Origin of the sequence: Cryobacterium algoritolerans (assembly GCF_004402785.1) — a bacterium.
In the GTDB taxonomy this organism is placed as follows: domain Bacteria; phylum Actinomycetota; class Actinomycetes; order Actinomycetales; family Microbacteriaceae; genus Cryobacterium; species Cryobacterium algoritolerans.
In genome coordinates, this window is record NZ_SOFP01000010.1 from 59,566 (window position 1) to 84,390 (window position 24,825).

The 24,825-nt window shown below is 69.6% G+C and carries 24 protein-coding genes; 10 read left to right on the top strand and 14 right to left on the bottom strand.

What is annotated here, in order from left to right; translation table 11 throughout:
* Positions 1–39: 39 nt before the first annotated feature.
* Both E3O19_RS02035 and purD read right to left on the bottom strand, forming a co-directional pair.
* Positions 40–1,005, bottom strand: coding sequence for a phosphoribosylaminoimidazolesuccinocarboxamide synthase (locus tag E3O19_RS02035; protein WP_134564956.1), 966 nt, complete (start codon positions 1,003–1,005; stop codon positions 40–42).
* 80 nt (positions 1,006–1,085) lie between these two features.
* Positions 1,086–2,354 (bottom strand): phosphoribosylamine--glycine ligase, encoded by a 1,269-nt coding sequence (purD, locus tag E3O19_RS02040; RefSeq protein WP_134564957.1) that lies wholly within the window; start codon positions 2,352–2,354, stop codon positions 1,086–1,088.
* A 199-nt stretch (positions 2,355–2,553) separates the two neighbouring features.
* Here purD and E3O19_RS02045 point away from each other — a divergent pair, with 199 nt between their 5' ends.
* The gene (locus E3O19_RS02045; RefSeq protein ID WP_134564958.1) at positions 2,554–2,922 is read left to right on the top strand and encodes a sterol carrier family protein; all 369 of its coding nucleotides are present in this window, start codon (positions 2,554–2,556) and stop codon (positions 2,920–2,922) included.
* Between the two features lie 76 nt (positions 2,923–2,998).
* Here E3O19_RS02045 and E3O19_RS02050 read toward each other — a convergent pair whose 3' ends face one another.
* A complete protein-coding gene (locus E3O19_RS02050; RefSeq protein ID WP_134564959.1) occupies positions 2,999–4,189 on the bottom strand; it encodes a ribokinase in 1,191 nt (396 codons plus the stop codon).
* 68 nt (positions 4,190–4,257) lie between these two features.
* Between E3O19_RS02050 and E3O19_RS02055 the strand changes: the two genes are divergently transcribed.
* The 3 genes from E3O19_RS02055 to purM are packed head-to-tail and all read left to right on the top strand — an operon-like array spanning position 4,258 to position 7,423.
* On the top strand, positions 4,258–4,677 hold the full coding sequence (locus tag E3O19_RS02055; RefSeq protein WP_134564960.1) for a hypothetical protein: 420 nt from the start codon (positions 4,258–4,260) through the stop codon (positions 4,675–4,677).
* Positions 4,678–4,700: 23 nt separating this feature from the next.
* Positions 4,701–6,323, top strand: coding sequence for an amidophosphoribosyltransferase (gene purF, locus E3O19_RS02060; RefSeq protein WP_241981137.1), 1,623 nt, complete (start codon positions 4,701–4,703; stop codon positions 6,321–6,323).
* Positions 6,320–7,423, top strand: a complete 1,104-nt coding sequence (gene purM / locus E3O19_RS02065; RefSeq protein ID WP_134564961.1) for a phosphoribosylformylglycinamidine cyclo-ligase — start codon at positions 6,320–6,322, stop codon at positions 7,421–7,423. The genes purF and purM overlap by 4 nt, the downstream gene beginning before the upstream one ends.
* A 98-nt stretch (positions 7,424–7,521) precedes the next feature.
* Here the strand turns inward: purM and E3O19_RS02070 are convergent, their stop codons facing one another.
* The gene (locus tag E3O19_RS02070; RefSeq protein ID WP_134564962.1) at positions 7,522–7,770 is read right to left on the bottom strand and encodes a DUF3073 domain-containing protein; all 249 of its coding nucleotides are present in this window, start codon (positions 7,768–7,770) and stop codon (positions 7,522–7,524) included.
* A gap of 151 nt (positions 7,771–7,921) precedes the next feature.
* Here E3O19_RS02070 and E3O19_RS02075 point away from each other — a divergent pair, with 151 nt between their 5' ends.
* Positions 7,922–9,007: an NAD(P)-binding domain-containing protein gene (locus tag E3O19_RS02075; protein ID WP_134564963.1), complete on the top strand. Its 1,086-nt coding sequence runs from the start codon at positions 7,922–7,924 to the stop codon at positions 9,005–9,007.
* 65 nt (positions 9,008–9,072) lie between these two features.
* Here the strand turns inward: E3O19_RS02075 and crcB are convergent, their stop codons facing one another.
* The 4 genes from crcB to E3O19_RS02095 all read right to left on the bottom strand — a co-directional run bounded on the left by crcB (position 9,073) and on the right by E3O19_RS02095 (position 12,541).
* A complete protein-coding gene (crcB, locus tag E3O19_RS17625; protein WP_166804429.1) occupies positions 9,073–9,441 on the bottom strand; it encodes a fluoride efflux transporter CrcB in 369 nt (122 codons plus the stop codon).
* Positions 9,438–9,857 (bottom strand): fluoride efflux transporter FluC, encoded by a 420-nt coding sequence (locus E3O19_RS02085; RefSeq protein ID WP_134564965.1) that lies wholly within the window; start codon positions 9,855–9,857, stop codon positions 9,438–9,440. Before E3O19_RS02085 ends, crcB begins: the two co-directional genes overlap by 4 nt.
* Before the next feature lie 3 nt (positions 9,858–9,860).
* Positions 9,861–11,996, bottom strand: coding sequence for an APC family permease (locus tag E3O19_RS02090; RefSeq protein WP_420898573.1), 2,136 nt, complete (start codon positions 11,994–11,996; stop codon positions 9,861–9,863).
* A 101-nt stretch (positions 11,997–12,097) separates the two neighbouring features.
* Positions 12,098–12,541, bottom strand: a complete 444-nt coding sequence (locus tag E3O19_RS02095) for a MarR family winged helix-turn-helix transcriptional regulator (protein ID WP_134564966.1) — start codon at positions 12,539–12,541, stop codon at positions 12,098–12,100.
* Between the two features lie 46 nt (positions 12,542–12,587).
* Here E3O19_RS02095 and E3O19_RS02100 point away from each other — a divergent pair, with 46 nt between their 5' ends.
* Positions 12,588–12,854 (top strand): hypothetical protein, encoded by a 267-nt coding sequence (locus E3O19_RS02100; RefSeq protein ID WP_134564967.1) that lies wholly within the window; start codon positions 12,588–12,590, stop codon positions 12,852–12,854.
* 110 nt (positions 12,855–12,964) lie between these two features.
* Here the strand turns inward: E3O19_RS02100 and E3O19_RS02105 are convergent, their stop codons facing one another.
* Entirely contained in the window at positions 12,965–13,588 is a 624-nt protein-coding gene (locus E3O19_RS02105; protein WP_134564968.1) for a PadR family transcriptional regulator, read from the bottom strand.
* Positions 13,585–14,433, bottom strand: a complete 849-nt coding sequence (locus tag E3O19_RS02110; protein ID WP_134564969.1) for a DUF4097 family beta strand repeat-containing protein — start codon at positions 14,431–14,433, stop codon at positions 13,585–13,587. Before E3O19_RS02110 ends, E3O19_RS02105 begins: the two co-directional genes overlap by 4 nt.
* Before the next feature lie 448 nt (positions 14,434–14,881).
* Here E3O19_RS02110 and E3O19_RS02115 point away from each other — a divergent pair, with 448 nt between their 5' ends.
* A complete protein-coding gene (locus E3O19_RS02115) occupies positions 14,882–15,925 on the top strand; it encodes a hypothetical protein (protein ID WP_134564970.1) in 1,044 nt (347 codons plus the stop codon).
* Between the two features lie 152 nt (positions 15,926–16,077).
* On the opposite strand, the gene E3O19_RS02120 is transcribed toward E3O19_RS02115, so the two are convergent.
* Positions 16,078–16,905 carry a CPBP family intramembrane glutamic endopeptidase gene (locus E3O19_RS02120; protein WP_134564971.1) on the bottom strand — a complete coding sequence of 276 codons (828 nt, stop codon included), beginning with the start codon at positions 16,903–16,905 and terminating at the stop codon, positions 16,078–16,080.
* A gap of 56 nt (positions 16,906–16,961) precedes the next feature.
* Between E3O19_RS02120 and E3O19_RS02125 the strand changes: the two genes are divergently transcribed.
* The 3 genes from E3O19_RS02125 (at position 16,962) to E3O19_RS02135 (ending at position 20,485) form a co-directional block, all read left to right on the top strand.
* Positions 16,962–18,164 carry a M20/M25/M40 family metallo-hydrolase gene (locus tag E3O19_RS02125; RefSeq protein ID WP_241981138.1) on the top strand — a complete coding sequence of 401 codons (1,203 nt, stop codon included), beginning with the start codon at positions 16,962–16,964 and terminating at the stop codon, positions 18,162–18,164.
* A gap of 262 nt (positions 18,165–18,426) precedes the next feature.
* Positions 18,427–19,683, top strand: a complete 1,257-nt coding sequence (locus E3O19_RS02130) for an NRAMP family divalent metal transporter (RefSeq protein ID WP_420898574.1) — start codon at positions 18,427–18,429, stop codon at positions 19,681–19,683.
* A 4-nt stretch (positions 19,684–19,687) separates the two neighbouring features.
* Entirely contained in the window at positions 19,688–20,485 is a 798-nt protein-coding gene (locus E3O19_RS02135) for a putative hydro-lyase (RefSeq protein ID WP_134564972.1), read from the top strand.
* A gap of 25 nt (positions 20,486–20,510) precedes the next feature.
* On the opposite strand, the gene E3O19_RS02140 is transcribed toward E3O19_RS02135, so the two are convergent.
* The 3 genes from E3O19_RS02140 to E3O19_RS02150 form a co-directional block, all read right to left on the bottom strand.
* Positions 20,511–21,215 (bottom strand): GntR family transcriptional regulator, encoded by a 705-nt coding sequence (locus E3O19_RS02140; RefSeq protein ID WP_134564973.1) that lies wholly within the window; start codon positions 21,213–21,215, stop codon positions 20,511–20,513.
* 44 nt (positions 21,216–21,259) lie between these two features.
* The gene (locus E3O19_RS02145) at positions 21,260–23,038 is read right to left on the bottom strand and encodes an ATP-binding protein (protein ID WP_134564974.1); all 1,779 of its coding nucleotides are present in this window, start codon (positions 23,036–23,038) and stop codon (positions 21,260–21,262) included.
* 167 nt (positions 23,039–23,205) lie between these two features.
* Positions 23,206–24,822: a 5-oxoprolinase subunit B/C family protein gene (locus tag E3O19_RS02150; RefSeq protein WP_134564975.1), complete on the bottom strand. Its 1,617-nt coding sequence runs from the start codon at positions 24,820–24,822 to the stop codon at positions 23,206–23,208.
* Positions 24,823–24,825 lie beyond the last annotated feature (3 nt).

Sequence of the window (24,825 nt, forward strand, 5' to 3'; positions counted from 1 at the left end):
CGGTTGGGCGTGACGCCCCGCGACACGGGCCGGCGGGCGTCAGCCCTTCGCGGTGAACCCGGCGTGGGTGAGCCGCTCGAGCAGCTCCAGGTAGCGTGCCGCCGTCCGCTCGATGATGTCGTCGGGCAGGGCGGGCGGCGTGCCGGTCTGGTCCCAGTTGGCGGCGAGCCAGTCGCGCACGATCTGCTTGTCGAAGCTGGCCATCCGCTGCTTGGGAGTGCTGCCGGAGCGCCACAGGGCGGCGTCCCAGTAGCGGCTGGAGTCGCTGGTGAGCACCTCGTCGGCGAGCGTGATCGCGCCGGTCACCCGGTCGGCGCCGAACTCGAACTTCGTGTCTGCGAGGATGACGCCGGCCTTCTCGGCGATGACGGAGGCCCGGCCGAAGATTTCGAGGGAGAGCCGGCGCAGCTCGGTCGCGACCGGCTCGCCGACCAGTTCTACGGTGCGCTCGAACGAGATGTTCTCGTCATGCTCGCCCATCGGCGCCTTCCAGGCCGGGGTGTAGATGGGTTCGGGCAGCCGGTCGCCGTTCCGGAGCCCTGCGGCCAGCGGGATGCCGCACACGGTCTGGCCGGTCTGGTATTCCTTCCAGCCTGAGCCGGTCAGGTAGCCGCGCACGACGCATTCGATCGGGAACATGTCCAGGGTCTTGCAGAGCATCGCCCGGCCGGCGACTGCGGCGGGGATCAGGCTGGTGACGAGCCCGTTCACGGTGTGGTCGGGAACGAGATGGTTCGGCACCCCGGCCAGCTGGTCGAACCACCACAGGCTGAGCGTGGTGAGCAGCTCGCCCTTTCCGGGGATGCCGGGCTCGAGCACATGGTCGAAGGCGCTGACGCGGTCGCTGGCGACCACCAGCACCCGGGTGGCGCTGGCCAGGTCGAAGGGGGCATCCGGGCTGGTCCCCGTGGGAACGTACAGGTCGCGCACCTTGCCGGAGTAGGCGTGGCGCCAACCGGCACGGTAGAGGGGCGCGGATGTCGATGGCTGGTCGAGTGAGGTCACGATGTTATTCTCTCGCACCGGTCTTCCGCGAGCGAACGCTTGCTCCTCGGGGCGGTCGGCACGCCCCGTCGGTCCACTCGTCAGAGGGCGACGCGGGCGGCGATGTCGGTGCGGAACTGGGAGCCCGGAAGGTCGACCAGGGCCAGCGCGTCGTAGGCGCGGGTGCGGGCATCCGCGAAACCGTCGCCGACCGCGACGATGCTGAGCACGCGTCCGCCGGTCGAGACGAGCACGTCGTCGATCACGGCGGTCGCCGCGTGCAGGATCGTGACCCCCGGCAGGGCGGACGCCGCGTCCAGCCCGGTGATCGGGCGCCCGGTGACCGGAGGTTCAGGGTAGTTCTCGCTCGCGAGCACGACCGTGACGCAGGCGTCGGCCGAGAACTCCGGGCGGGCGAGGCCGCCGAGAACGCCGGTGGCCGCGGCCAGCAGCAGGTCGGACAGCGGGGTGAGGAGCCGCGGCAGCACGACCTGGGTTTCCGGGTCTCCGAAGCGGGCGTTGAATTCGATCACGCGGATGCCGGCATCCGTCAGGATCAGGCCGCAGTAGAGCAGGCCGATGAACGGAGTGTTCTCGTCGGCGAGCCGGCGCACGGTGGGCAGGGCGATTGTCTCGATGACCTCGTCGACGAACGCCTGTTCGCTGCCGAACCGGGCGTCGAGCCAGGGCAGCGGGGAGTAGGCGCCCATGCCGCCGGTGTTCGGGCCGGCGTCGCCGTCGCCGAGGCGCTTATAGTCCTGGGCGGGCGAGAGCGGGAGCACGGAGTGGCCGTCGCTGAGCAGGAAGAGCGAGACCTCCTGCCCGTCGAGGAATTCCTCGATCAGCACGCTGCCGTGCTGCAGCCAGTGCGTGGCGTGGGCGAGCGCTGCGAGGCGGTCCTCGGTGACGAGCACGCCTTTCCCGGCGGCGAGGCCGTCGGCCTTGACCACGTAGGGCGACCCGAACTCGTCGAGCGCCGCGGTCGCCTCGCCGAGGGTGCCGGCCCGCACGGCGCGCCCGGTCGGCACCTCGGCCGCTTCCATGATGCGTTTGGCGAAGGTCTTGCTGCCTTCGAGCGCAGCGGCGGCCTTGCCCGGGCCGAAAACGGGGATCCCGTGGGCGCGCAGGGCGTCGGCGACACCGGCGACGAGCGGGGCCTCCGGGCCGATCACGACGAGGTCGACGCCGTTCAGGTTCGCATAGTTGGTGACCTGCTCCGGGTCGGTCGGGTCGAGAGGAACCACCGGAACGTCCCGGGCGATCCCGGCGTTGCCGGGCGCCGCGACGACCTCGTGGGCCGGCTCCTCTCGGAGCAGGGCGGTGATGATGGCGTGCTCGCGGGCACCGGAACCGAGGACCAGAATTCTCACCGGTTCAGGCTACCGGATGCCGCGCCCGCGGCCCCTCCCGGGTTCCCCCTCCGTTCCCCCCCCCGTTCCCCCCCCGGTTCCCCCCTGGTTCCCCATCCCGTTCCGCGAGAGTGCAGTTTTGGCCCCTTCACGAGCAACGAGGGGGCGAAAACTGCACTCTCGCGAACAGCGGGGCTGGGTGGGACGGCAGAATGGGGGCATGGCCAAGGCGAGGATCGACGACGGCGTGGGCCGCGCGGCCGTGTGCAGTTACGCGGCCGATGCGGCCGGGGCGAGCCGGGACATCCGTGCGCTCGCCGTGCGCTACACCCTGCAACTGCTCTCCGAGGAGGCCAACGGCAACACCCTCGAGGTGCGCGTGCCGCCGTTCGGGGCCGTGCAGTGCATCGCCGGACCCCGGCACACTCGGGGCACCCCGCCCAACGTGGTCGAGACGGATGCCGCAACCTGGCTCTCCCTCGCCACCGGAGCACTCTCCTGGGTCGACGGCCTCGCGACCGGGCGCATCCACGCCTCCGGCCAGCGGGCCGACCTCGCCGCGCACCTCCCGCTCCCACTGGGCCCGTAGCCCGTAGCCGGCAGCCGGCAGCCGGCAGCCGGTGGCCCGGTGGCCCGGTGGCCCGGTGGCCCGGTGGCGCCGTGCGTCAGCTGAGGATCGCGGTGACCTCGGCCAGGGTCGGCATCGAGCTGGTCGCGCCGGGGCGGGTGACCGAGAGGGACGACGCAACGGTCGCCCAGCGCACCGCGTCGATCATCTCCGCCTCGCTGACGGCAGGGGCGCGCACGGCGGCGCCCGCACTCGGAGCGACAGCGGTACCCGCGCTCGTACCGGCAGCGACAGCGGCACCCGCAGCGGCGCCCGCGCTCGAAGCGACAGCGGTACCCGCGCTCGTACCGGCAGCGACAGCGGCACCCGCAGCGGCACCCGCGCTCGAAGCGACAGCGGTACCCGCGCTCGTACCGGCAGCGACAGCGGCACCCGCAGCGGCACCCGCGCTCGTACCGGAACTGGAACCGGAACCGGTCGCGGTACCGGAACCGGCACCACGCGTCTGGCCCGAACGGGCGGCCAGCCGCGCGACGAGCGCGCCGACGAACGTGTCCCCGGCAGCGGTGGTATCGACCGCCCGCACCGGGCGGGCGGGGGCGAGCCCGAGCACGATCCCGTCGAAGGCGACGACGCAGCCCTCCGCGCCGAGGGTGACGATGGCCCAGGTTCCGTCGGCGCTCAGTACCGCGGCCGCGCGGACCGGGTCGCTCTCGCCCGTGAGAGCCTCGGATTCCAGGCGGTTGGGCACGACCAGGTCCACCCCGGCCAGAAACCCGTCCGGCAGCGGCACGACCGGCGCCGGCGTGAACACGGTGAACGCTCCGGCTGCCCGCGCGGCAGCGACGCCCTCGACGAGCACCCCGACCGGCAGCTCGCACTGCAGCAGGAGATGGGTCGCGCCGGCGATCGCCGCCCGCTGCACTTCGGACAGGCCCGTCACCGCGGCATTGGCAGCCGGCACGACGACGATCGAGTTCTCGCCGGAGTCCACCACGGCGATGTGCGCGGTCCCCGTTGCCCCCGGTACAGTGGCCAGACCCGACGTGCGGATGCCTTCCCGGTCCAGCAGCGCGCGCAGCGCCGAGCCGTAGGCATCCGTTCCGACCGCGCCGAGGAAGTCGACCGAGGCGCCCAGCCTGGTCGCGGCGACCGCCTGGTTCAGGCCCTTGCCGCCGGGCACGGTCAGGAAGCCGGAGCCGATGAGTGTCTCGCCGGGGTTCGCCGGGCGGGGCTGCCGCACGACGAGGTCCATGTTCGCGCCTCCGAGCACCGCAATCCTGTTCATCCGACCAGTCTGCCAGCGACCGGGAAACGCACAGCCGTCGGCCCCCGCGCGCGTGCGAGAATGGAGGGGTGAGTTCAGCCGAGCAACCCGAACAGCAGGTCCCGGAGTCCGGCGAAGGCGAGATTCTCGTCGACCAGGCCAGGGTAAGCGTGCGGCGCTCGCCGCGCTACCTCAATTTCATGATCCTCGGCGCGGTCGTCGGCGCGATCCTCGCCCTCGTGCTCACCGTTGCCTTCCCGACAAATGCGGAGTTCGGACCCAGCCAGGTCTTCGGATTCCTGCTGCTGGCGGGAGTCGTGGCCGGCGTCGCCGTTGGCGCCGTTGCTGCCATGGTCATCGACCGGGTCACCGGCCGCTCGGCCGCGACGGTCGTCGTCGATAGACTTGGTGCCTATGGGCCGAGCGGCCTGGCGGCTGCGGATGCGGATGCGCCAGAGGCTCTGGACGCTCCAGCCGACTCCCCGAAATCCAGCGACAACTCAGAGTAAAGACACAGTTAAGAGGCTTCGATTTGGCTGGTGGCGACGGACTTCTAGGTCATGACCTTCTCCAGGGTGAGAAGGGGCCGCAGGATGCCTGCGGCGTCTTCGGCGTCTGGGCCCCAGGCGAGGAGGTGGCCAAGCTCAGTTACTTCGGCCTCTACGCGCTGCAACACCGCGGCCAGGAATCGGCCGGCATCGCCACGAGCGACGGCTCCAAGATCCTGATCTACAAGGACATGGGCCTCGTTGCCCAGGTCTTCAACGAGGCCGCACTGAGCACTCTCCTCGGCCACATCGCGGTCGGCCACACCCGGTATTCGACCACCGGTTCCTCCAGCTGGCAGAACGCCCAGCCCACCCTCGGGCGCACCTCCGGCGGCACCGTAGCCCTCGGCCACAACGGCAACCTCACCAACACCGCCGAGCTCCTGCAGCTCGTGCACGAGCGTTACCCCAACGTGGAGGGCGAACTCGCCCGCGGCAACACCACCGACACCGCCGTGATCACCGCGCTGTTCACCGGCGACCTTGACCACACCCTCGAGGCCACGGCGCTCGAGGTGCTGCCGCGGCTGCGCGGCGCCTACTGCCTCGTCTTCATGGACGAGACCACGCTGTACGCGGCCCGCGACCCGCAGGGCGTTCGCCCGCTGGTGCTCGGCCGCCTCGAACGCGGTTGGGTGGTCGCATCCGAGACCGCGGCCCTCGACATCGTCGGCGCCAGCTTCGTGCGCGAAGTCGAACCGGGCGAACTGCTCATCATCGACGAGGACGGCCTGCGCTCCCAGCGGTTCGCCGAGTCCAAGCCGGCCGGTTGCGTCTTCGAATACGTCTACCTGGCCCGGCCGGACACCACCATCGCCGGTCGCGGAGTGCATGAGGCGCGGGTCGAAATGGGTCGCCGCCTCGCCGGAGAGTACCCGGTCGAGGCCGACCTCGTCATCCCGACTCCCGAGTCAGGAACGCCGGCCGCGATCGGCTACGCGCAGGCATCCGGTATCCCGTTCGGCCAGGGGCTGGTGAAGAACTCCTATGTCGGCCGCACCTTCATTCAGCCGTCGGAGACCATTCGCCAGCGCGGCATCAAGCTCAAGCTCAACCCGCTGAAGGCCGTGATCAAGGGCAAGCGCCTCATCGTCGTTGACGACTCGATCGTGCGCGGCAACACCCAGCGCGCCCTCGTCAGCATGCTGCGCGAGGCCGGGGCCGCCGAGGTGCACGTGCGCATCTCGAGCCCGCCGATCACCTGGCCCTGCTTCTACGGCATCGACTTCGCCTCCCGGGCGGAACTGATCGCGACCGGACTCGGCGTCGACGAGGTGCGCCAGGCAATCGGCGCCGACTCGCTCGGCTACCTCTCGCCGGAGGGCATGATCGCCGCCACCGAGCAGCCGCGCGATAAGCTCTGCACCGCCTGCTTCACCGGGGTCTACCCGATCCCGCTGCCCGACGCGGTGCACTTGGGCAAGAATCTGCTCGAACGTCCGACCGGCTCAGACGGCTGCGACCCTGGACCCGATGCGGAGTACGAACCTCTGCTCGACGCCGCCGCACGCCGCCCCGGCGCCCCGGCGGGAGAGCCCACCAGCCGGGGCGGCACCCCGGCAAGGCCGGGACTGTTCCCGATCGGCGACCCAGGAAGACAAGAATGAGCAACGCTTCATACGCGACAGCCGGAGTAGACACCGCGGCCGGCGACCTCGCCGTCTCCCTGATGAAGGCCGCGGTCTCCCAGACCCACGGACCCGAGGTTCTCGGTGGGTTCGGCGGCTTCGCCGGGCTCTACGACGTGTCGTTTCTGACGTCCTACCGCCGCCCGCTACTGGCGACGTCGACGGACGGCGTGGGCACCAAGGTCGCGATCGCCCAGGCCATCGACAAGCACGACACCATCGGCCAGGACCTGGTCGGCATGGTTGTCGACGACATCGTGGTGGTGGGCGCTCGCCCGTTGTTCATGACCGACTACATCGCCTGCGGGAAGGTCGTTCCCGAGCGCATCGCGGACATCGTCGCCGGCATCGCCCGGGCCTGCTCCGAAACCGGAACCGCTCTCGTCGGCGGTGAAACCGCCGAGCACCCCGGCCTGCTCGGCCCCGACGACTATGATGTCGCCGGTGCGGCCACCGGAGTGGTCGAGGCGGACCAGGTCCTCGGCGCCGAGCGGGTGGTGCCGGGCGACGTGGTGGTCGCGCTCGCGTCTTCCGGGTTGCACTCCAACGGCTACTCGCTCGTGCGCCACATCCTCGCCCAGCGCGGCATCGGCTACACCGACACTTCCGCCGAACTCGGCGGGGTCGTCGGTGAGGTGCTGCTCACCCCGACCCGGCTCTACACCGGCCCGTTGCTCAGCGTGCTGGCCGACCCCGAGCTCGCCGGGGCGGTGCATTCGCTCAGCCACGTCACCGGTGGTGGGATCGCGGCCAACCTTGCCCGCGTGCTCCCGCTCGGCGCCTGGGTCGAGGTGGACCGGTCCACCTGGTCGCCTTCGCCCGTCTTCCGGGTGCTCAGCGACCTGGCCGGCTCCTCCCTCGAAAGCTCGGAGGGAACCTGGAACCTGGGCATCGGCATGTTCGCCGTCGTCGCAGCCGGCTCCGCGTCATCCGTGATCGCCCGGCTGGCCGCCGAGGGCATCCCGGCCTGGGTTGCCGGCCGGGTCTCGACCGCGGCTCACGACCTGTCGGGCTTCGAACAGGGCGCCAAGGGCGTCAACGGCGGCGCCGTGCGCCTGGTCGGCGGCTACGCGAACTGATACGCGCCGAGATCGACCTTTTTCGTTCCAACCGGCCCGGTGTGCGGGGCGGTTTCGACCGGGAAGGTGGATATCGGAGACGGGTGCGCCGCGAAGAGTCAGGCCGTGCGCTGCTCGTCTTCCGTCGCGTAGGTGTCGACGTATTGCTCGTCGTCGTCTTCGTTGCCCTTGCCGGGCTTTGACGCCTCGTATTCCGGCCACTTCGCGAGGTCCTCATCGAGGCGCGGGTCCTCGACCGGATGCCCCGTGAGCTCGCGTTCGAGCGCGTTGTAGTTGGTGTCCGGGCTGAAATACTTCAGCTCGCGGGCAACCTTGGTGTGCTTTGCTTTTTGACGGCCGCGCCCCATGCGAGACCCCCTAACGATGCCAGGCCGAGTGAGGAATGAGTCACCCGGGGAGTTGCCGAACGGAATGGTGAAAACTAGCCGCTAGTTTAGCATGATGGGCCTGAACCCCCGCTGACGCGGTTCACAGGCCAGCCTGCTGAAATGAGGTGTGATGGCGAACGAGGCGACGGTACCCGTCGTCATTGTCGGCGCCGGTCAGGCCGGCCTTTCGGTGGCCTACTACCTGCGCAAGTTCGAGCTTAGCCCCGGTCGCGACTTTGTAATCTTCGACCGAGGCCCGGATGCGGGCGGAGCCTGGCAACATCGCTGGCGGTCCCTGCGCCTCGGCGCCGCACACCGGGTCAACGATCTGCCGGGGATGGGCGAACTCGGCCTCAGTTTTGATACCGCCGACCGTTCACTCCCCGCCCGGGAGGTCGTGGCGGACTACTACCGCCGGTACGAGGAACACCACGGACTGAAGGTTGTGCGCCCGGTCACCGTGCGATCCGTGTCCAACCGAGGGGCAGACCTGATGGTGTCAACGACCTCGCCGGGCTTCGGCAACCGGGACACCACGGCCCGCCTCCTCGTCAACGCCACGGGTACCTGGGGTTCCCCGTTCGTGCCGCATTACCCCGGGGTAGAGCGTTTCGGGGGGCGGCAGCTGCATACCGCCGGCTACGTCTCAGCCGAGGAGTTCGCCGGCCAGCGCGTCCTGGTGGTCGGCGGCGGCACCAGCGCGATCGGGTTCCTGCTCGAGCTCGAGGACGTCGCGGCCGAGCTCAGCTGGGCGGCGCGGCGCCCGATCGACTGGATCCACACCGAACAGCTCGAGCTCGAGGGGGCTTCCGCCGCGGTCGCCGCGCAGGACGAGGCGGCCCGGGCCGGGCGTGCCCTGCCGAGCATCGTCAGCGGCACCGGCGTGTCGGTGAGCCGCCGGATCGCCGCCGGGATCGCCCGCGGGGTGCTCGTGGCCCGGCCGATGTTCTCGGCGATCGAGCCTGCGGGGGTGCGCTGGCCGGATGGCACGTTCACCGAGGCCGACGCGATCATCTGGGCGTCCGGATTCCGGCCCGAACTGCGGCACCTCTCCGCGCTCAAACTGCGGGAGAAGGCCGGCGGGCTCTCGGTCGGCGCCGGCGCTTCCTGGACGGACCCGCGCATCTTCCTGGCCGGCTATGGGCCGCAGGCGAGCACGGTCGGCGCGCACAGGGCCGGCCGGATGATCGCTCGCCAGGTCGTCGCGCTGCTCTAGCCCTGACTCGGTACTACAGCCGGAAGCGGCACTACAGCCGGACTCGATACCACAGCCGGGACGAGCTATCGGGCGAGCAGATACCCCGCGGCGCAGAAGGCGAGCCCGAGTGCGAGGTTGCCGACCAGACCGATCAGGCCTGCCCGCCAGCGACCTTTGAGCAGCAGCTCGACGGTCTCGACACTCCAGGTGCTGAAGGTGGTCAGTCCGCCGCAGACGCCCGTCAGCACGATCAGGCGCACGTCGTCGCCGACCGCGGTGCGCTCGGCGAGACCGAGCACCACCCCGCCCACGAGGGACCCGGCCACATTCACGACCAGCACGCCGAGCGGCAGCCCGCCGGGGCCGAGCGGGAGCACGCGGGAGGTCAGGTAACGGATGACCGCTGCCGCGCCGCCGGAGGCCAGCACGGCGGCGACCAGGCCGGCGTTCACGGGGAGGCCCCGGCATCCGTCGCCGTGAGGCCGGCCGGCCGGGGGGCCAGCAGGGTGCCCACCCAGAGTCCGAGCCCCGCGGCCGGGAAGCCGAGCACGAGGGTGGCAGCGAGGTAGGTCGCCGCCAGCGCCCAGGAATCGGCGGAGACCAGGGTGACAAGGGAGACCATCACCGCGGAGAATGTCGTGAACGAACCGAGCAGGCCCGGGCCGAGCGCCGCCTTGAGCCACTGCGGCACCGCCGGCCGGGTCCAGAGCCCGGCGACGAGCCAGCCGAGCACGAACGCGCCGATTGCATTGACCACGAGCGTGGCGGTGGGGAACTGGCCGGCGGAGTGCGGCAGCGCCTGGTCGGTGCCGAAGCGCAGGGCGGTGCCGACGACACCGCCGAGGAAGACCGCCGGTGCGAGCCGCACCGGCTACTTGCGCTTGCGGCGTCGCGCGGCGGACGGCCGGGACTGTGGCGGGGTCACGCCGACCATGGGCGTTGGCCGCACGGGGATCTCCTTGGTCGCGGGCGCGAGCGGCCTGCGTGGGATCGGACGGGGGCGCACGGGCTCGCCGCGACGGTCCTGACCCGGAATCGGCCGGGACCGGCGGCCGTAGATGAGCTCCGAGGAGTCGAGCAGCCACGGCACGAGCGAAATGGTGACACCGTGCACGAGCATGAGCTTCTGGCGCAGGCGGCGGGCCTTGTGGTTATGGAGCAGGTTCTCCCACCAGTGTCCGACGATGTAGATCGGGGTGTAGATGGTGATGACCTCTGAACCGTGGTCTTCGCGGCGATCCTTGATGTAGCTGATCAGGGGCCAGCTGATGTCACGGTAGGGCGATTGCACGATCCGCAACGGAACCTGGATGTTCTGCCTGACCCAGTCGCGCTTGAGCTGCTTGGTCTCCTGCTCGTCGATGGAGATGTGCACGGCCTCGATGCCCTCGTGGCGGGCGGCGATCGCATAGTCGAGCGCCTTGAGCACCGGCTTCTGCATCTTGCCGACGAGTACGATGGCGTGGTCACCCTGGGAGCCGAAGGTGGTCTCCGGGTCGACCTCGATCTCCTTGGCGACGTCCCGGTAGTACCGGTTGACTCCGAGCATGAGCGTGAAGAGCACGGGCATCATCACGAAGACGAGCCAGGCGCCGTGGGTGAACTTGGTGATGGTCACGACGATCAGCACGACGCCGGTGAGCAGCGCGCCGAAGCCGTTGATCGACAGGCTTGCGATGATCGAGCCGCGGTTCGGCGGATTCGTCTTGAGCAGCGTGAGCCAGTGCTTCACCATGCCGGTCTGGCCGAGGGTGAACGACACGAAGACGCCAATGATGTACAGCTGGATCAGCACCGTGAGGTTCGCCTGGTAGACGATCATGATCAGGCAGGCGAACAGGGCCAGGAGCAGCACGCCGTTCGAGTAGATCAGGCGGTCGCCGCGGGTGCTCAGCGACTTGGGAGCGTAGGAGTCCTTGGCCAGGACCGAGCCGAGCAGCGGGAAACCGTTGAACGCCGTGTTGGCCGCCAGGAGCAGCACCGCCGCGGTCGCGGCCTGAAGCACGAAGAACATGATCGAGTTGTTGCCGAAGGTGGCGGCCGCGATCTGGGCGATCAGGCTCCGCTGCGGCGAGGTCGCACACTCATCCCAGCCGATCAGGTCGCAGGGGTTCTCCGCGTAGTGCACCTTGGCGATCAGGGCGAGCGCCGTCAGGCCGACAAACATCGTAATGGCGATCCCGCCCATCAGCACGAGGGTGCGCTGCGCGTTCTTGACCTTCGGATGTTTGAATGCCGGCACCCCGTTGGCGATCGCCTCGACGCCGGTGAGGGCGCTGCAGCCGCTTGCGAACGAGCGCAGCAGGAGCAGGATGAAGGCGGACTGCGCAAGGTTCTGGGCCTGCACGTCGAACCCCGCCGACTCGGCGACGGGCGCGTCGCCAAGGAGTACCCTGACGAGACCGACGACCACGAGCAGGAACACGGTCGCGATGAAGAGATAGGTCGGGATGGCGAACGCCTTGCTCGACTCGGCGACGCCGCGGAGGTTGACCGCCGCGAGCAGGATCACAAAGATGACGGCGATTTCAACCCGGAAATTGACCAGCATCGGCAGCGCTGAAATGATGTTGTCCACGCCGCTGGCAACCGAGACCACCACGGTCATCACGTAGTCGACGAGCAGGGCGGAGGCCACGAGCAGCCCGGCCTTTTCGCCGAGGTTCTTTGAGGCAACCTCGTAGTCGCCGCCGCCGGAGGGGTAGGCCTTGATCAACTGGCGGTAAGACGCGACCACCACGACCAGGAGGAGAACGACGACGGCCGCGACCCATGGGGCGAAGCTCAGGAACGCGAGTCCGCCGAGGGTGAGGATCATCAGGAGCTCTTGCGGCGCGTACGCCACGCTCGACAGCGGGTCGCTGGCGAAGATCGGCAGGGCAAGGTGCTTGGGCAGCAGCTGGCCCTCGAGGTGCTCGGTCGAGAGCGGGTCGCCGATGATCCATCGCTTGGGCGATCGTGTTTCTGGCGCGGGGCCGGTTCCCTCTGGTGTCACGAGGGACGACACTACTCCCTTGCACACGGCTGTCAAATCTGTGGGAGGTTGCCTCGGACACGGCGTGGCGTCCGCGTGTCGCGAGCGGTTCCGGACGAGCCTCGGCGACGTCCCTACCCGGGGTGCGTGGCGTCGATCACGCGCCAGAGCGAGCGCCGCAGGGCCTCGAGTTCCTCGATGCTCATCCCGAGCCTGTCGATGACGCGCGGCGGGATGCTTCGGGCCTCCTCACGGAGCCGAAGGCCGTCCACGGTCAGTGCCACGTCGAGCATCCGTTCGTCACGATCGTTGCGTGTGCGGGTGACCAGCCCGCTTGCCTCGAGTCGCTTGAGCAAGGGGGAGAGCGTGGCCGGTTCGAGGCGGAGCTCGGTGGCGAGGTCTGTGACCGAGCGCGGGCTGCGCTCCCAGAGGGCCAGCATGACCAGGTATTGCGGGTGCGTGAGACCGTAGGGCTCGAGGATGGGCCGGTAGATGCCGATGACGCTGCGGGATGCGATCGCGAGCGCGAAGCAGACCTGGTCTTCCAGGCGGAGCAGATCGGGGGCGTCCTCCGTCATGTGCGGCACCGCTCCCCTTCCGGATTTGATTAGTACACTAATGATCATGACACGTGCCGATAAAGGGGAACGAGACGGCAGTGGCCTGGTCGGCGTTGTCGGTTGGCTCAACCGCACCCTGCTCCCGTGGATCGGGCCGCCGCCCCTCGGCCCGTATACGACGGTGACGGAGACGGAAGAGGCTGCGGCGAAGTCCGAGGCACGCTGCCCGATCTGCTCCGAGCTGATGAGCCTGCACGAGATCGACCGCTCGGGGGAGCGCACGCAGGTCTATCACCCCACCCCGGAGCAGGTCGCCGAGCGATCGGCCTGATCGGGCCGGGTCTCGACAGGCTCGACCACCGGTGGTCGGGCTTGACCCGGTGGTTGGGCTCTTGATCACCCGGGCCGGGGCTCACCCACCGGGGCCGTTCTCGGGCTTGGTCAATGGCTGAGGGAAGCGAGGATGCCCGCTCGCACCTCGGCAAGCTGACGACGCAGCTCCGGCACGGTGGTGGCCGGAACGCGGGACCTGGCGGCGCTGCGGCGCAGGTCCGCCCGCAGCTGCTGGCGGAACTCGTTGAGCACCAGGTCTGCCTCGTGCAGGGCCCGGTTCGACTCGAGTCGGGTCGCTGCCCCCGGCTCGTTCGTCGCCTCGGGGGGCGTGGCTGCGCCGTCGTCCCTGGCCTGGCGTTTGGCCGAGGCAAGGTCGGCCCGCAGGCTCTTCATCGCCTCGGTGACACCGAAGCGCACCTCGTCAGCGAGGCGTCGCACCGAATCGGTCACCTCGGTCTCGATCGCGTCCAGGTCGCCCTCGCGGGCCAGAAGCTCGGCGCGGCCGGCGGCGGTGATCTCGTAGACGGTCTTGCGGCCATCCGTTGCCTTGGTGACGAGGCCCTCCTCCTCGAGCTTGGCCAGGCGCGGGTAGATCGTGCCCGCGCTGGGAATATAGGTGCCGCCGAACCGGTCGCTGAGCGCCTGGATCAGCTCGTAGCCGTGCCGGGGCTGTTCGGCGAGCAGGCTGAGCAGGTAGAGCCGGAGGCTGCCGTGGGCGAAGACGGGAGTCATGCCGAGGCCTCCCCGGTAGCGGGGGAGTCGGCCGTTCCATCCGTCGCCCGGCGCACGACCGAGACGTCCCCGGAGACCGAGTTCGCGTGCAGGTCGAGCCAGGTGCCGTCGAGGCTGCCCGTGCTGGACTCGTAGCCCTTGCCGAAGGTGCCCCTGATGGTCTGGTCGTCGAGCTGCAGGGTGCCGGACACCGTGTTGAGGTGATACCGGGTGGCCACGTCCGAGCCGAGCCGCACGGTCAGGTTGCCGCTGACGGTGTTCGTGTTGATCGTGTCAGGCGTGCCCTCGATGTCGAGGAATACGTCGCTGGTGACGCCGTCGAGGCTGAATCGGCGGATGCTGCCGCTGGCGGTGACGTCCCCGGAGACGGTGTGCGCGGTGATGTCGCCCACGTGGCCCCGCACCGACAATTCGCCGTTCACGCTGTTGAGTTCGAGGTCGCCGGTCACGCCGTCAACCACGACGTCGCCGGTGATCGTGCTCAACCGGGCGCCGTTGCCCAATCCGGAGATCAGGGCTTCGGCCGAGACGACCCCGAACTTGAGGGCCACGTCGCGCGGGACCATGATGCTGATGTCGGCCTTCGCGGTGCCGCGGAACGACGCGAACACCTCGATGAAGTTGTCCCAGCGGAGCTGGGGATGGTCGATCTCCAGCGTGTCGCCATCGAGCGAGATCTTCAGGTCCTTGCCGCTCACGCTGTGCACCTCGACCTGGGTGACCGGCTCGTCATGGCCGATCACGTCGACCTTCCCGCCGATCATTCCGACCTTGAGTTTGCGGACGAGTTCGATGTCGATCACCTTGGTCTGCCCAGGGGCAACCAGCCATTTCTCCAGTGCCATTGCGTTCTCCTTCGTTCGTGGCGGCATCCGTCGGAGGACTGCCGAAATCCGGTATCGCGATATATCGCGTCTAATGAGATTCACGATATATCGCGTTTAGCCGGGGCGCAACCCCGGCATACGAGCTTTTCACTGCCGTGCGCGTTGGGCGGATATACTTTCGAATAGTTATCCACAGGACGTGATATTCACTCAGATTTATGTTCACATGTCGGTATTCTCGTGGTATGGATTCACCGGCAGATCAGCTCAGGCAGGCAGCGGAGACCGTCGCGCGTCTGGGCTGTTCCAGCGCCGATCTGGAGGCCCTGCCTGATGCTGCGGTGCTGACGGGTCAAGCCCCGACCGTCCTGCGGGTTTCCCGCCCGGTCACCTGCCTGGTCTCCTGCCTGGTCTCCTGCCCGGTTCAGGCGCTCCCGGGTCGTGGCAGGCGCTGATAGCGCGCGCCGTGGCCGCCGGCACGCTCTCCGTCGATGCCGCGGAGTCGATCCGGAAGAGCCTGGGAGACATCGATACCGCTGTCACCGCGGACAAACTCTTTACCGCCCTCACCCGGCTGCTTGCGGGTTCATCGCTCTGGAATGCGGACGAGTGCTTCAAACAGGCCAGGCGGATGCGTGAAGACGTTGACGAGGCCGGCATCGCCGCCCGGGAGAAACAGGCCTACGACGACCCCCGCAGCACCGAACAGATCACCGCGGACTCCTTCGTGCAACTACTCAAAATCGCCGGCGAAGTCGAACCCGGAAAAATGCTCGGCGGCCGCCGCCCTGCCGTGCGCGTCATCGTCACCCACAAAGACCTCACCAACGCCAACACCCGCGCCAGCGATGCCAGTGCCCGTGCCCGTGCCGGCGACAGTCCCAGTCCCAGTCCCAGTCCCAGTCCCAGTGCCAGTGCCGGTGCCGGTGCCCGTGCCGGCAACGCAGCCGACTCACCGGCCGGCACTTCTCCCTCAACTCCCGCAGAAACCGCTGCATCCTCTCCACCGGTCGGCCACGGCTACCTTGAGGGCAGTCCCGCCCCGATCTCCCTCGCCACCATCGAACGACAACTCCGCGACACCGCGCGCGGGATCCTCTTCAACGACACCGGACAAGCACTCGACGTCGGACGAGAACAACGACTCTTCACCGAAAAACAACGCACCACCATGGGCGCACGTGACGGCGGCTGCCTCTGGCCCGACTGCGACCGACTGCGACCGACTGCGACCGACTGCGACCGACCACCATCCTGGACCAAAGCCCACCACCTCAAAAAATGGCTACTCGAACACGGACTCACCGACCAGGCCGACGGAATCTGCCTCTGCCACCCCCACCACCTACTCCTCCACAACACACACTGGGAAATCCTCCGCAACGCCAACACCTACCGGTTCACACCACCTGCGACACTCGACCCGGAACAAACCCTCATTCCACTCCCCAGCAAGACCCACCTCAAGCTCGGCCAGGACAAGGCGGTCGGCGAGAAGCAGACCGACTAGTTCTGGTCTCGACTCGCTCGACCACCGCGGTGAGCCTGGTCGGGATGGGCTCGACCACCGGGGAGCCTGGTCGGGATGGGCTCGACCACCGGGGAGCCTCGACCACCGATGGGCTCGGCCACCCGGCGCCGGCGAACACTGTGGATGGCGGGTCAGTAGGGGAAGATCGCCAGCCACTCGCGGGTGTGGGCGTGCACGATCACGAGGAAGACCACGAGGTCGAAGAGCAGATGCACGCAGACGACGTAGGTGAGTGATCTGGTGAGCTTGAACGTGTAGCCCTGCAGTAAGGCAAAGGGGAAGGTCATCAGGGGTCCCCAACTCTGGTAACCGAGTTCCCAGAGGAACGAGCAGAAGATCACCGCCTGAAGCAGGTTGGCCTGCCAGTCGGGGAAGTGGCGTCGGAACAGGGTGAATGCGACGCAGATGAAGAATAGTTCGTCCCAGATCCCGACGAAGCCCACGCCCACGAAGAGGCGCGCGATCTCATCGGGGGCCGTCACGGCGGGCCAGTTCTGGTAGGCGCCCGATCGGATGAAGTAGGTCGGGAGGATGACGTAGCCGAGGCCAACGACGATCACGAGGTACCAGCGTTCGGGGGTGTTCCAGCGCTGGCCGGTGCGAATCGGGAATCGGATCGCATGGTCGCGGTAGCCGTGGCGCGAGATCAGATAGGGGACGAGCACCGCGAGGGTGAGCACGGTGCCCATCAACGCCATGTTGGGGTAATCGATGTTCGCCTCGACCGAGATCGTGCTGATGATCAGCAGGCCGAGTGCGACCAGCAGCAGGTCTCTGAACAGCGCCCGGTTGACGATGAAGGCCAGCGCCAGCGCCGCGACCAACAGGACGTAGCCGGGCACGGCCGCGCGCACACCGAATAGCAGCACCGCCGATGCCGACAACAGGCCGGCCGGGACCAGCCCCCAGGACACGCGCGGTGGGGCATCCGTCGCTGTGGCTGTCCTCACACTTCGCATCCCACATGGTACCGAAGCGGTCTCCGCGATCAGGTTGCCGCCGGTAGATTCAAGCTGTGACCAACGTGCAGAGCGGTGTCGGGCGGGGCGGTTTCGAGTCAGGCAGTGCCGAGCCGGGCGTCGGTGACGACCCGATCGACGTGATGCGGTGCCTCATCGGTATCGACTCGGTCAACCCCGACCTCGTTCAGGGTGCCGTGGGGGAGGCGGAGATCGCGGCCTGGTGCTCGCGCTGGCTCGCGGGCCGCGGCTTCGAGGTGCACCACCTCGAGGAGTGTCCCGGCCGGCCCTCGATCGTCGGCATCTTCCCTGGGACCGGCGGTGGCCGATCCCTCATGCTCAACGGTCACCTCGACACGGTGGGCGTCGCGGGTTACCGCGGCGACCCGTTCGCCGGCGAGCGGCCCGACGGGCAGGTGCTCGGCCGCGGCGCCTTCGACATGAAGGGCGGCGTGGCGGCGATCCTCGTCGCGGCGGCACGGGCATCCGCTGCGGGGCTGGCCGGCGACGTGCTCGTCACGCTCGTCGCCGACGAGGAGTTCGGCAGCACCGGCACCATGGAGGTGCTTCGCAGCTTCCGGGCGGACGCGGCGATCGTGGCCGAACCGAGCGAGCTCTGCCTGACCCTCGCGCACCGCGGCTTCGCCTGGTTCGAACTCGAGCTCAGCGGGCTGGCCGCGCACGGCTCCCAGCCGGAACGCGGCATCGACGCGATCGCGCATGCCGGCCTCGTGCTGCGCGCCCTCGATGGCTTGCGCGAGCAGATCGAGGCCGGTCCGGGACATCCGCTCCTCGGGCACGGCACGGTGCGGGTCTCGATGATCCGCGGGGGCACGGATGCCGCCACCGTCGCCGCGGCTTGCACGCTCACGATCGAGCGACGCACGCTGCCCGGCGAGACCCCGGACGACGTCGAAGACGAGTTGCGCGGCGTCCTCGAGGCGATTGCCGGCCGCACCGCCGACTTCCGTTTTCGCCTCAGTCGGCTGGTGGCGCGGATGGCATTCGAGGCCGATCCGGAATGGCCGATCGTGCGGCTGGCCACGGCCGAGGCCGACAGGGTGCTCGGGCACGCCCCGGCGACGCGCGGGGAACCGTTCTGGACGGATGCCGGGCTCCTCCACGAGGCCGGCATCCCCTGCCTGGTGCTCGGTGTGGCCGGCGGCGGGGCGCACGCCGACGTCGAGTGGGCGGAGGAGGCATCCGTGCTCCAGCTGACCGCGATCCTGGCCGGCACCATCGCCCGGTTCTGCGCCTGAGCCGATCGAGGGTGCCGAGTTCGTGCGCGACGCGGTGGACGTGCACGCGGATCGGCACCTCCGGTCGTCGTGGGAGACCTGGAACACGGCGGGCAGATGGTCGGTCTGGTGCCTCCGGACCGACCATCTGCCCGCTTTCGGGGGCTGCCGGCGGTTCACTTGCTCACTAGGCTTGCGCCGATTGTTGAACAATATATAGGCTGTCACGAACTCAGTGACCGCCGGTGCTGAGGGCATTCCCCCACAGAGAAGTGAGCGCCCGATGGATACCACCGTGAGCCCAGTGCGAACGAAACGCCCAACCGGTCCCCGCCCGAAGAAGTCGGCCGGCCGGCGGACAACCCAACGGAGCGCCCTCCTCGGGGCGATGTTCCTGATGGCGACCAGTGCCGTCGGTCCAGGCTTCATCGTGCAGACCACCAGCTTCACGGTTCAGCTCGGCGCGGCGTTCGCCTTCGCCATCCTCGTGTCGATCCTCGTCGACATCGCCGTGCAGCTCAATGTCTGGCGGGTCATCGGCGTCAGCGGCAAGCGGGCGCAGGAGCTCGCCAACACTGTCCTTCCCGGCTCGGGCTGGTTTCTCGCCGTGCTGATCTGCCTCGGTGGGCTGGTCTTCAACATCGGTAACATCGCGGGCACCGGCTTGGGCGCCAACGTGATCTTCGGGGTCGACGCGAAGGTCGGCGGCATCATCTCCGCCGTGATTGCGATCGCGATCTTCCTAAGCAAGAAGGCCGGGCTCGCGCTCGACAAGATCGTCGTCGTGCTCGGCGCGGTGATGATCCTGCTGATTGCCTACGTGGCGATCGTGTCGCATCCGCCCCTCGGCCTGGCCCTCAAGAACGCGGTCATCCCCGACGGCGTCGACTTCCTCATCATCACCACGCTCATCGGCGGCACCATCGGCGGCTACATCACCTACGCCGGAGCGCACCGGATGATCGACGCCGGCGTCTCGGGTCGTGACAACGTCACCGCGATCACTCGCAGCTCGGTCCTGGGCATCATCATCACCGGGGTGATCCGGGTGCTTTTATTCCTGGCCATCCTCGGCGTTGTCGCAGGAGGGATCGCACTGACCAGCGACAACCAGCCGGCCGAGGCATTCCAGGCGGCAGCAGGCGAGGTCGGGCTGCGGCTCTTCGGTATCGTGCTCTGGGCCGCGTCGATCACCTCAGTGATCGGCGCCGCCTACACCTCGATCTCTTTCGTGACCACCCCCAGGACCTCCTCGCGCACCCGTAGCATCGCCACCTGCGCGTTCATCGCGGTGTCGACCGGGGTCTACACGCTCCTCGGGCAGGCGCCGGCGACGCTGCTAATCATGGCCGGAGCCATCAACGGCCTCATCCTCCCGGTCGGCTTCGCCGTCATCCTCTGGGTGGCGTGGCGCCGCCGCGACCTGCTCGGCGGCTACGTCTACCCGAAGTGGCTACTGGCGATCGGCGTGCTCGCCTGGCTGCTCACGCTCTTCCTCGGCTACCAGTCGCTGGGCGGCCTCGCGAAGCTCTGGGTGTAGACGGATGCCGGCACTCCCGCCCAATCGGGGCACCCTGACCGGGGCACAGGCCCGCGCGCACTTCCGGGGCGGCCTGGTCACCCCGACCGCCGGCTGGGCCAGGGGCTTCACCCAGGCCAACGTCCTGATCGTCCCGCGCGCGCAGGCCTTCGACGTGCTGCTCTTCGCCCAGCGGAATCCAAAGTCGTGTCCTGTGCTCGGAGTGCTGGACGAGGGCGAGATCAGCGGCGCGTTGCTGGTCGGAGGGGACATTCGCACGGACCTGCCTCGCTACACCGTCTACGAGTACGGCGAGCTCGTCGCCGAGCCGACGGACGTGACGGAGTGGTGGCGGCCCGACCTGGTGACTTTCATCTTCGGCTGCAGCTTCACCTTCGAGGCCGCGCTGCAGGACGGCGGCATCGCGGTGGCGCACATCGACCAGGGCCGGAACGTGCCGATGTACCGCACGAACGTGCCAGCGACGACGGCCGGCTCGCTCGGCGGCCCGCTCGTCGTCTCGATGCGACCGATCCCGCCTGAGCAGGTGGCCGATGCCGTGCGGATCAGCGCCCGGTACCCGGCGGTGCACGGCGCCCCGGCGCACGTCGGCGACCCCGCGCGACTCGGCATCGCCGACCTTGCGGCGCCCGACTTCGGTCAGGCGGTCTCCCTTCGGCCAGGGGACATCCCCGTTTTCTGGGCCTGCGGCGTCACCCCGCAGGCTGCGGTGATGGAATCACGGCCGCCGCTCGCGATCGGCCACGCCCCTGGGCACATGCTGGTTACCGACGCGCGCGACTCCGACTACCTCGTGCCGTGATCGCGACCATGCCGGGCCTCCGGGTCTAACCCACGGTGCGGGCCGTGACCGCGGCGAGCAGCTGGTTCTCGGCGCGGAGGAGGTAGTCGGCCAGCACGGTGGCGGCGTCGGCTTGCCGGCCGGCCGAGAGCAGCGCCACTATGCGCGCGTTCTCGTCGACGTAGGGCGCGTGGAAGAGCGCATCCTCGGCCATGGAGTAGAACACCAGCCGCATCTCGGCCAGCACCTGGCTCATCAGTTGGTCGAGGCGCGCACTGCCGGCCAGGGCCACGATCCCCGCGTGGAAATCCTGGTTGGCCCCGGCCATGCCCGGGATCGATCCGGCGTCCCTGGCGGCGCGCGCCCGCTCGACCGCCCGGTCGAGCGGCGCCACGTGCGCGGGTCCGAGATCGGCAGCGGGGGTCCAGGCCACGGCGGCCGGTTCGACGTACCGCCGCACCCGGTAGATCTCGCGGATGTCGTCGGTCGTCGGCCGGGACACGAAGACCCCGCGGTTGGGGATCCTGGTGACCACGCGCTCGGCGCTCAGTGTGGAGAATGCCTCTCGCAGGGTGTTCCGGGACACGCTGAGCGCCTCGCCCAGAGTCTCTTCTGACAGTTTGGTGCCCGGCGCGAGCCGCCCAGCGGCGATCTGCTCGCGCAGCACCCCGGCGACCCAGAGGCCGGTCTCGGCGTGCCGACCGGCCGCCTTCATTCGACGGAGGTCGTCCAGGATATCGGCGAGGGTCATGCTGTCACGATACGGCCTGTCACGATCCGGGCTGGACGGGGCGCTCAGTCGCCGATGGATGCCACGGCGGAGTTCGCTGCCACGGCGTCACCAGGGTGGACGGTCGGGTTCCGCAGGATCCCGGTGCGATGTGCCGTCACGATCGACTCCATCTTCATGGCTTCGAGCACGAGCACCGGGTCACCCTCTGTCACCGCGGTGCCGGGCTCCACCAGCCATTTCACGACCGAACCGCCCATGGTGGCGCTGAGGATGCTCGGGTCGGCCTCCGACGCCGTCGTGCCGACGGGGACGCCGGGGCCTTCGGCGGAGATCGACGCCGCGGCCAGGCCGGTCGCCGGTCCGGCACCGCGCACGAGCGCGTCGAGCAGGCCCGCGGGCAGGCCGAGCGCCATCCGCCGGCCGTCGATCTCGATGCTGATCGTGTGCCGCGGCGCCTCGGGTGTAACCGGGTTGAACTGTGGGTCGTTCGGCAGATGCTCGGCGAAGTCTGCCTGGATCCAGCCGGTGTGCACGCTGAGCCGGTCGGTGCCGGTGAACGCCGGCGCCCGGACCACGGCGCGGTGGAACGGCAGCACCGTCGGCAGGCCGGTGATCTCGAACTCGGCTAGCGCTCGCCGGGCGCGGCGGAGGGCCTGCTGCCGGTTGGCCCCGGTGACGATGAGCTTGGCCAGCAGGGAATCGAACTGCGCCGGGACCAGGTCGCCCGCCCTGACACCCGTGTCGACGCGGATGCCCGGCCCGGTCGGCACGGTGAAGGTCGCCACGGTGCCCGGGCATGGCAGGAACCCCCGCCCGACATCCTCGGCATTGATCCGGAACTCGAAGGAGTGCCCGCGCGGCTCGGGGTCGGCCGACACCGGCAGCGGGCCCCCGGCGGCGATGGTCAGCTGGGCGAGCACGAGGTCGATCCCGCTGGTCTCCTCGGTGATCGGATGCTCCACCTGCAGCCGGGTGTTCACCTCAAGGAACGAGATGGTGCCGTCCTGGGCGAGCAGGTACTCGACGGTGCCCGCGCCGGTGTAGCCGGCTGCCAGGCAGATGGCCTTGGCCGAGGTGTAGATTTGCGCGTGCTGGGCGGGCGTGAGGAATGGCGCCGGTGCCTCCTCGACGAGCTTCTGGTTACGGCGCTGCAGCGAGCAGTCCCGGGTGCCGACGACGATGACGTTGCCGCGAGTATCGGCGAGGATCTGCGCCTCGACGTGGCGGGGCTTGTGCAGGAACCGCTCGACGAAGCATTCGCCGCGGCCGAACGCGGCCGTCGACTCGCGCACGGCCGAGTCGAAAGACTCCTCGATCGCATCCATGTCCCAGACCACCTTGAGCCCGCGCCCGCCGCCGCCGAAGGCCGCCTTGATCGCCACCGGCAGGCCGTGCTCCAGCGCGAATGCACGCACCTCGGCCGCCGTTTCAACGGTGCCCTCCGACCCTGCCACGAGGGGTGCGCCGACCCGGATGGCGAGTTCCCTGGCCGAGACCTTGTTGCCGAGCACCCGGATGGCGTCAGGCGTCGGGCCGATCCAGACCAGCCCGGCGTCCAGCGCCGCCTGGGCGAAGTCGGCGTTCTCGGAGAGGAAGCCGTAGCCGGGGTGCACCGCGTCGGCGCCGGACCGGCGGGCGATGTCAAGAAGCTTCCCCACATTCAGGTAGCTGTCGGCCGGGCTGTCCCCGCCTAGAGTCCAGGCTTCCGTCGCGGCGTTCACGTGCAGGGCGTCGGCGTCGACCCCCGCATAGACGGCGACGGATTCGAGGCCGGCATCGTCGCAGGCGCGGATGATGCGCACCGCAATCTCGCCGCGGTTGGCAATCAGGACTTTCTGCATGGTCTCAGCTCTCGTTCAATGACGCGGACGATGATGCGTTGGGCGAAAGGGGTGGGCGCGCCACCTGCGCCGTTGCGCTCCCGGTGTGCCTGGTGCGCAGCGGCGCAGGTGGCGCGCTCGAGACTGAGCCCGATGGTCCAACGCGGGCCTCGCGGCGGCCGGCGGGGTCACGGCTGCTCCGGCGAGGTCGGCGGGGCGGCGTCGGGTGTCGGGGTGAAGCGGATGCGGGCGCCGGTGGACAGCTGGGCGGCCAGATCGAGGTCCTCGGCCAGCACGACGCCGACCACCGGATAGCCGCCCGTGACGGGGTGGTCGGCCAGGAACAAAACCGGAAGTCCGGACGGCGGCACCTGGATTGCCCCCTTCACCGTGCCCTCGCTGGCGAGCTCGCCCGGCGTCGACCGCACCAGGGCCTCTCCGTCGAGGCGGAGGCCGATCCGGTTCGACAGCGCGGTCACCATCCATTCGTCGAGCGCGAGCCGGGCGACGGATGCCGCGTCGAACCAGTCCGCGCGGGGTCCGGGCACGAACCGCAGCACGGTGACCTCGGCCGGTACCGCCGGCGGGGTCTCGGGGCCGTGCACAGCGCTGCCGGGGGCGGCAGGGAGCATCCGGAGGCGGTCCCCGGCGGCGAGCGGAGCCGGGCCGATCCCGGACATGGTGTCGGTGGAGCGGCTGCCGAGCACGATCGGAACATCGATCCCGCCGCGGAACGCCAGGTAGCTGCGCACCCCGGTGCAGGGCGTCCCGAGAGTGAGCGTCTCGCCGGCGAGCAGGGAGATGGGGGCGTCCATCGGCGGCTCGCGGCGAACGGTCGCGACACCGGACACGGTGACGGTGAGGCTCACCGTCGCGCCGGTGACGGCCAGCACCTGGTCGGTCGCCGCCGTGAGGGTAAGCCCGCCGAGGGCGTTCTCGAGCACGGCGGCCATGGCCGGATTGCCGACGATGTGGTTGGCCCGGCGGAGGGCGCCGCGGTCGAGCGCGCCGGAGCTTGCCACGCCGAGATCGGCGAAGCCGGGGCGGCCGAGGTCCTGCACGGTCGTCTGCAGCCCGGGGGAGACGACGAGGATTCCGTGGGACGTGTCGGCCGCCGCGTCCGGCTGGGCCGTGCCCGGCGCGTCAATGAAGCCCGCTGCCGCGACGACGAATTCACGCACCGCGCGGAACCGCACCCGGTTGCCGGGCCGCACGAGGGCAGGCTGCGCTCGGTCGAGGTCCCACATGCGGGCATTCGTGCGGCCGACCAGTTGCCAGCCGCCCGGGGAGGCCCGCGGGTAGACGGCCGAGTAGTCGCCGGCGATGGCGACCGCACCGGCGGGCACCGCGCTGCGCGGCACGGCGCGCCGGGGCACGACGAGCGCCGCGGTCTCGCCGGTCAGGTAGACGAAACCGGGGGCGAAGCCGCCGAACGCGGCGGTCCAGGTCTGGCCGGTGTGCGCGGCGATGACCCCGTCGAGGCCGAGGCCGGTCTCGGCGGCGACCAGGGCGAGGTCCTCGCCGTCGTAGATCGCGTCGATCAGCACGAGGGTCGTGTCCGGGTGCGGTGCCCGCGTCACGTCCCGTCCGCGTAACTCGGCGGCGAACCCGCGGGCCGCGGCGGCGGAGACGGCGGTGACGAGCACGGTCGTGGCAGCTGCGAGCACGTCGAGCTGGCCGTCGATCGGGTCCTCCTGCAACCGCGCCTGCAGGCCGAGCACGTCGGTAAGGCTGCCGAGTTCGACCAGCACGGCGCGGTCACCGACGGCACGGATGGCGCGGATACCGCGAGATGACCCCGTCATGGG

Coding starts and splice junctions, on each gene's coding strand:
- E3O19_RS02045 (WP_134564958.1), top strand. CDS start 2,554: ATGGCCAAGGCGAGGATCGACGACGGCGTGGGCCGCGCGGCCGTGTGC.
- E3O19_RS02050 (WP_134564959.1), bottom strand. CDS start 4,189: ATGAACAGGATTGCGGTGCTCGGAGGCGCGAACATGGACCTCGTCGTG.
- purM (WP_134564961.1), top strand. CDS start 6,320: ATGAGCAACGCTTCATACGCGACAGCCGGAGTAGACACCGCGGCCGGC.
- E3O19_RS02070 (WP_134564962.1), bottom strand. CDS start 7,770: ATGGGGCGCGGCCGTCAAAAAGCAAAGCACACCAAGGTTGCCCGCGAG.
- E3O19_RS02075 (WP_134564963.1), top strand. CDS start 7,922: ATGGCGAACGAGGCGACGGTACCCGTCGTCATTGTCGGCGCCGGTCAG.
- E3O19_RS02095 (WP_134564966.1), bottom strand. CDS start 12,541: ATGACGGAGGACGCCCCCGATCTGCTCCGCCTGGAAGACCAGGTCTGC.
- E3O19_RS02100 (WP_134564967.1), top strand. CDS start 12,588: ATGACACGTGCCGATAAAGGGGAACGAGACGGCAGTGGCCTGGTCGGC.
- E3O19_RS02105 (WP_134564968.1), bottom strand. CDS start 13,588: ATGACTCCCGTCTTCGCCCACGGCAGCCTCCGGCTCTACCTGCTCAGC.
- E3O19_RS02110 (WP_134564969.1), bottom strand. CDS start 14,433: ATGGCACTGGAGAAATGGCTGGTTGCCCCTGGGCAGACCAAGGTGATC.
- E3O19_RS02120 (WP_134564971.1), bottom strand. CDS start 16,905: ATGCGAAGTGTGAGGACAGCCACAGCGACGGATGCCCCACCGCGCGTG.
- E3O19_RS02130 (WP_420898574.1), top strand. CDS start 18,427: ATGGATACCACCGTGAGCCCAGTGCGAACGAAACGCCCAACCGGTCCC.
- E3O19_RS02135 (WP_134564972.1), top strand. CDS start 19,688: ATGCCGGCACTCCCGCCCAATCGGGGCACCCTGACCGGGGCACAGGCC.
- E3O19_RS02140 (WP_134564973.1), bottom strand. CDS start 21,215: ATGACCCTCGCCGATATCCTGGACGACCTCCGTCGAATGAAGGCGGCC.
- E3O19_RS02145 (WP_134564974.1), bottom strand. CDS start 23,038: ATGCAGAAAGTCCTGATTGCCAACCGCGGCGAGATTGCGGTGCGCATC.
- E3O19_RS02150 (WP_134564975.1), bottom strand. CDS start 24,822: ATGACGGGGTCATCTCGCGGTATCCGCGCCATCCGTGCCGTCGGTGAC.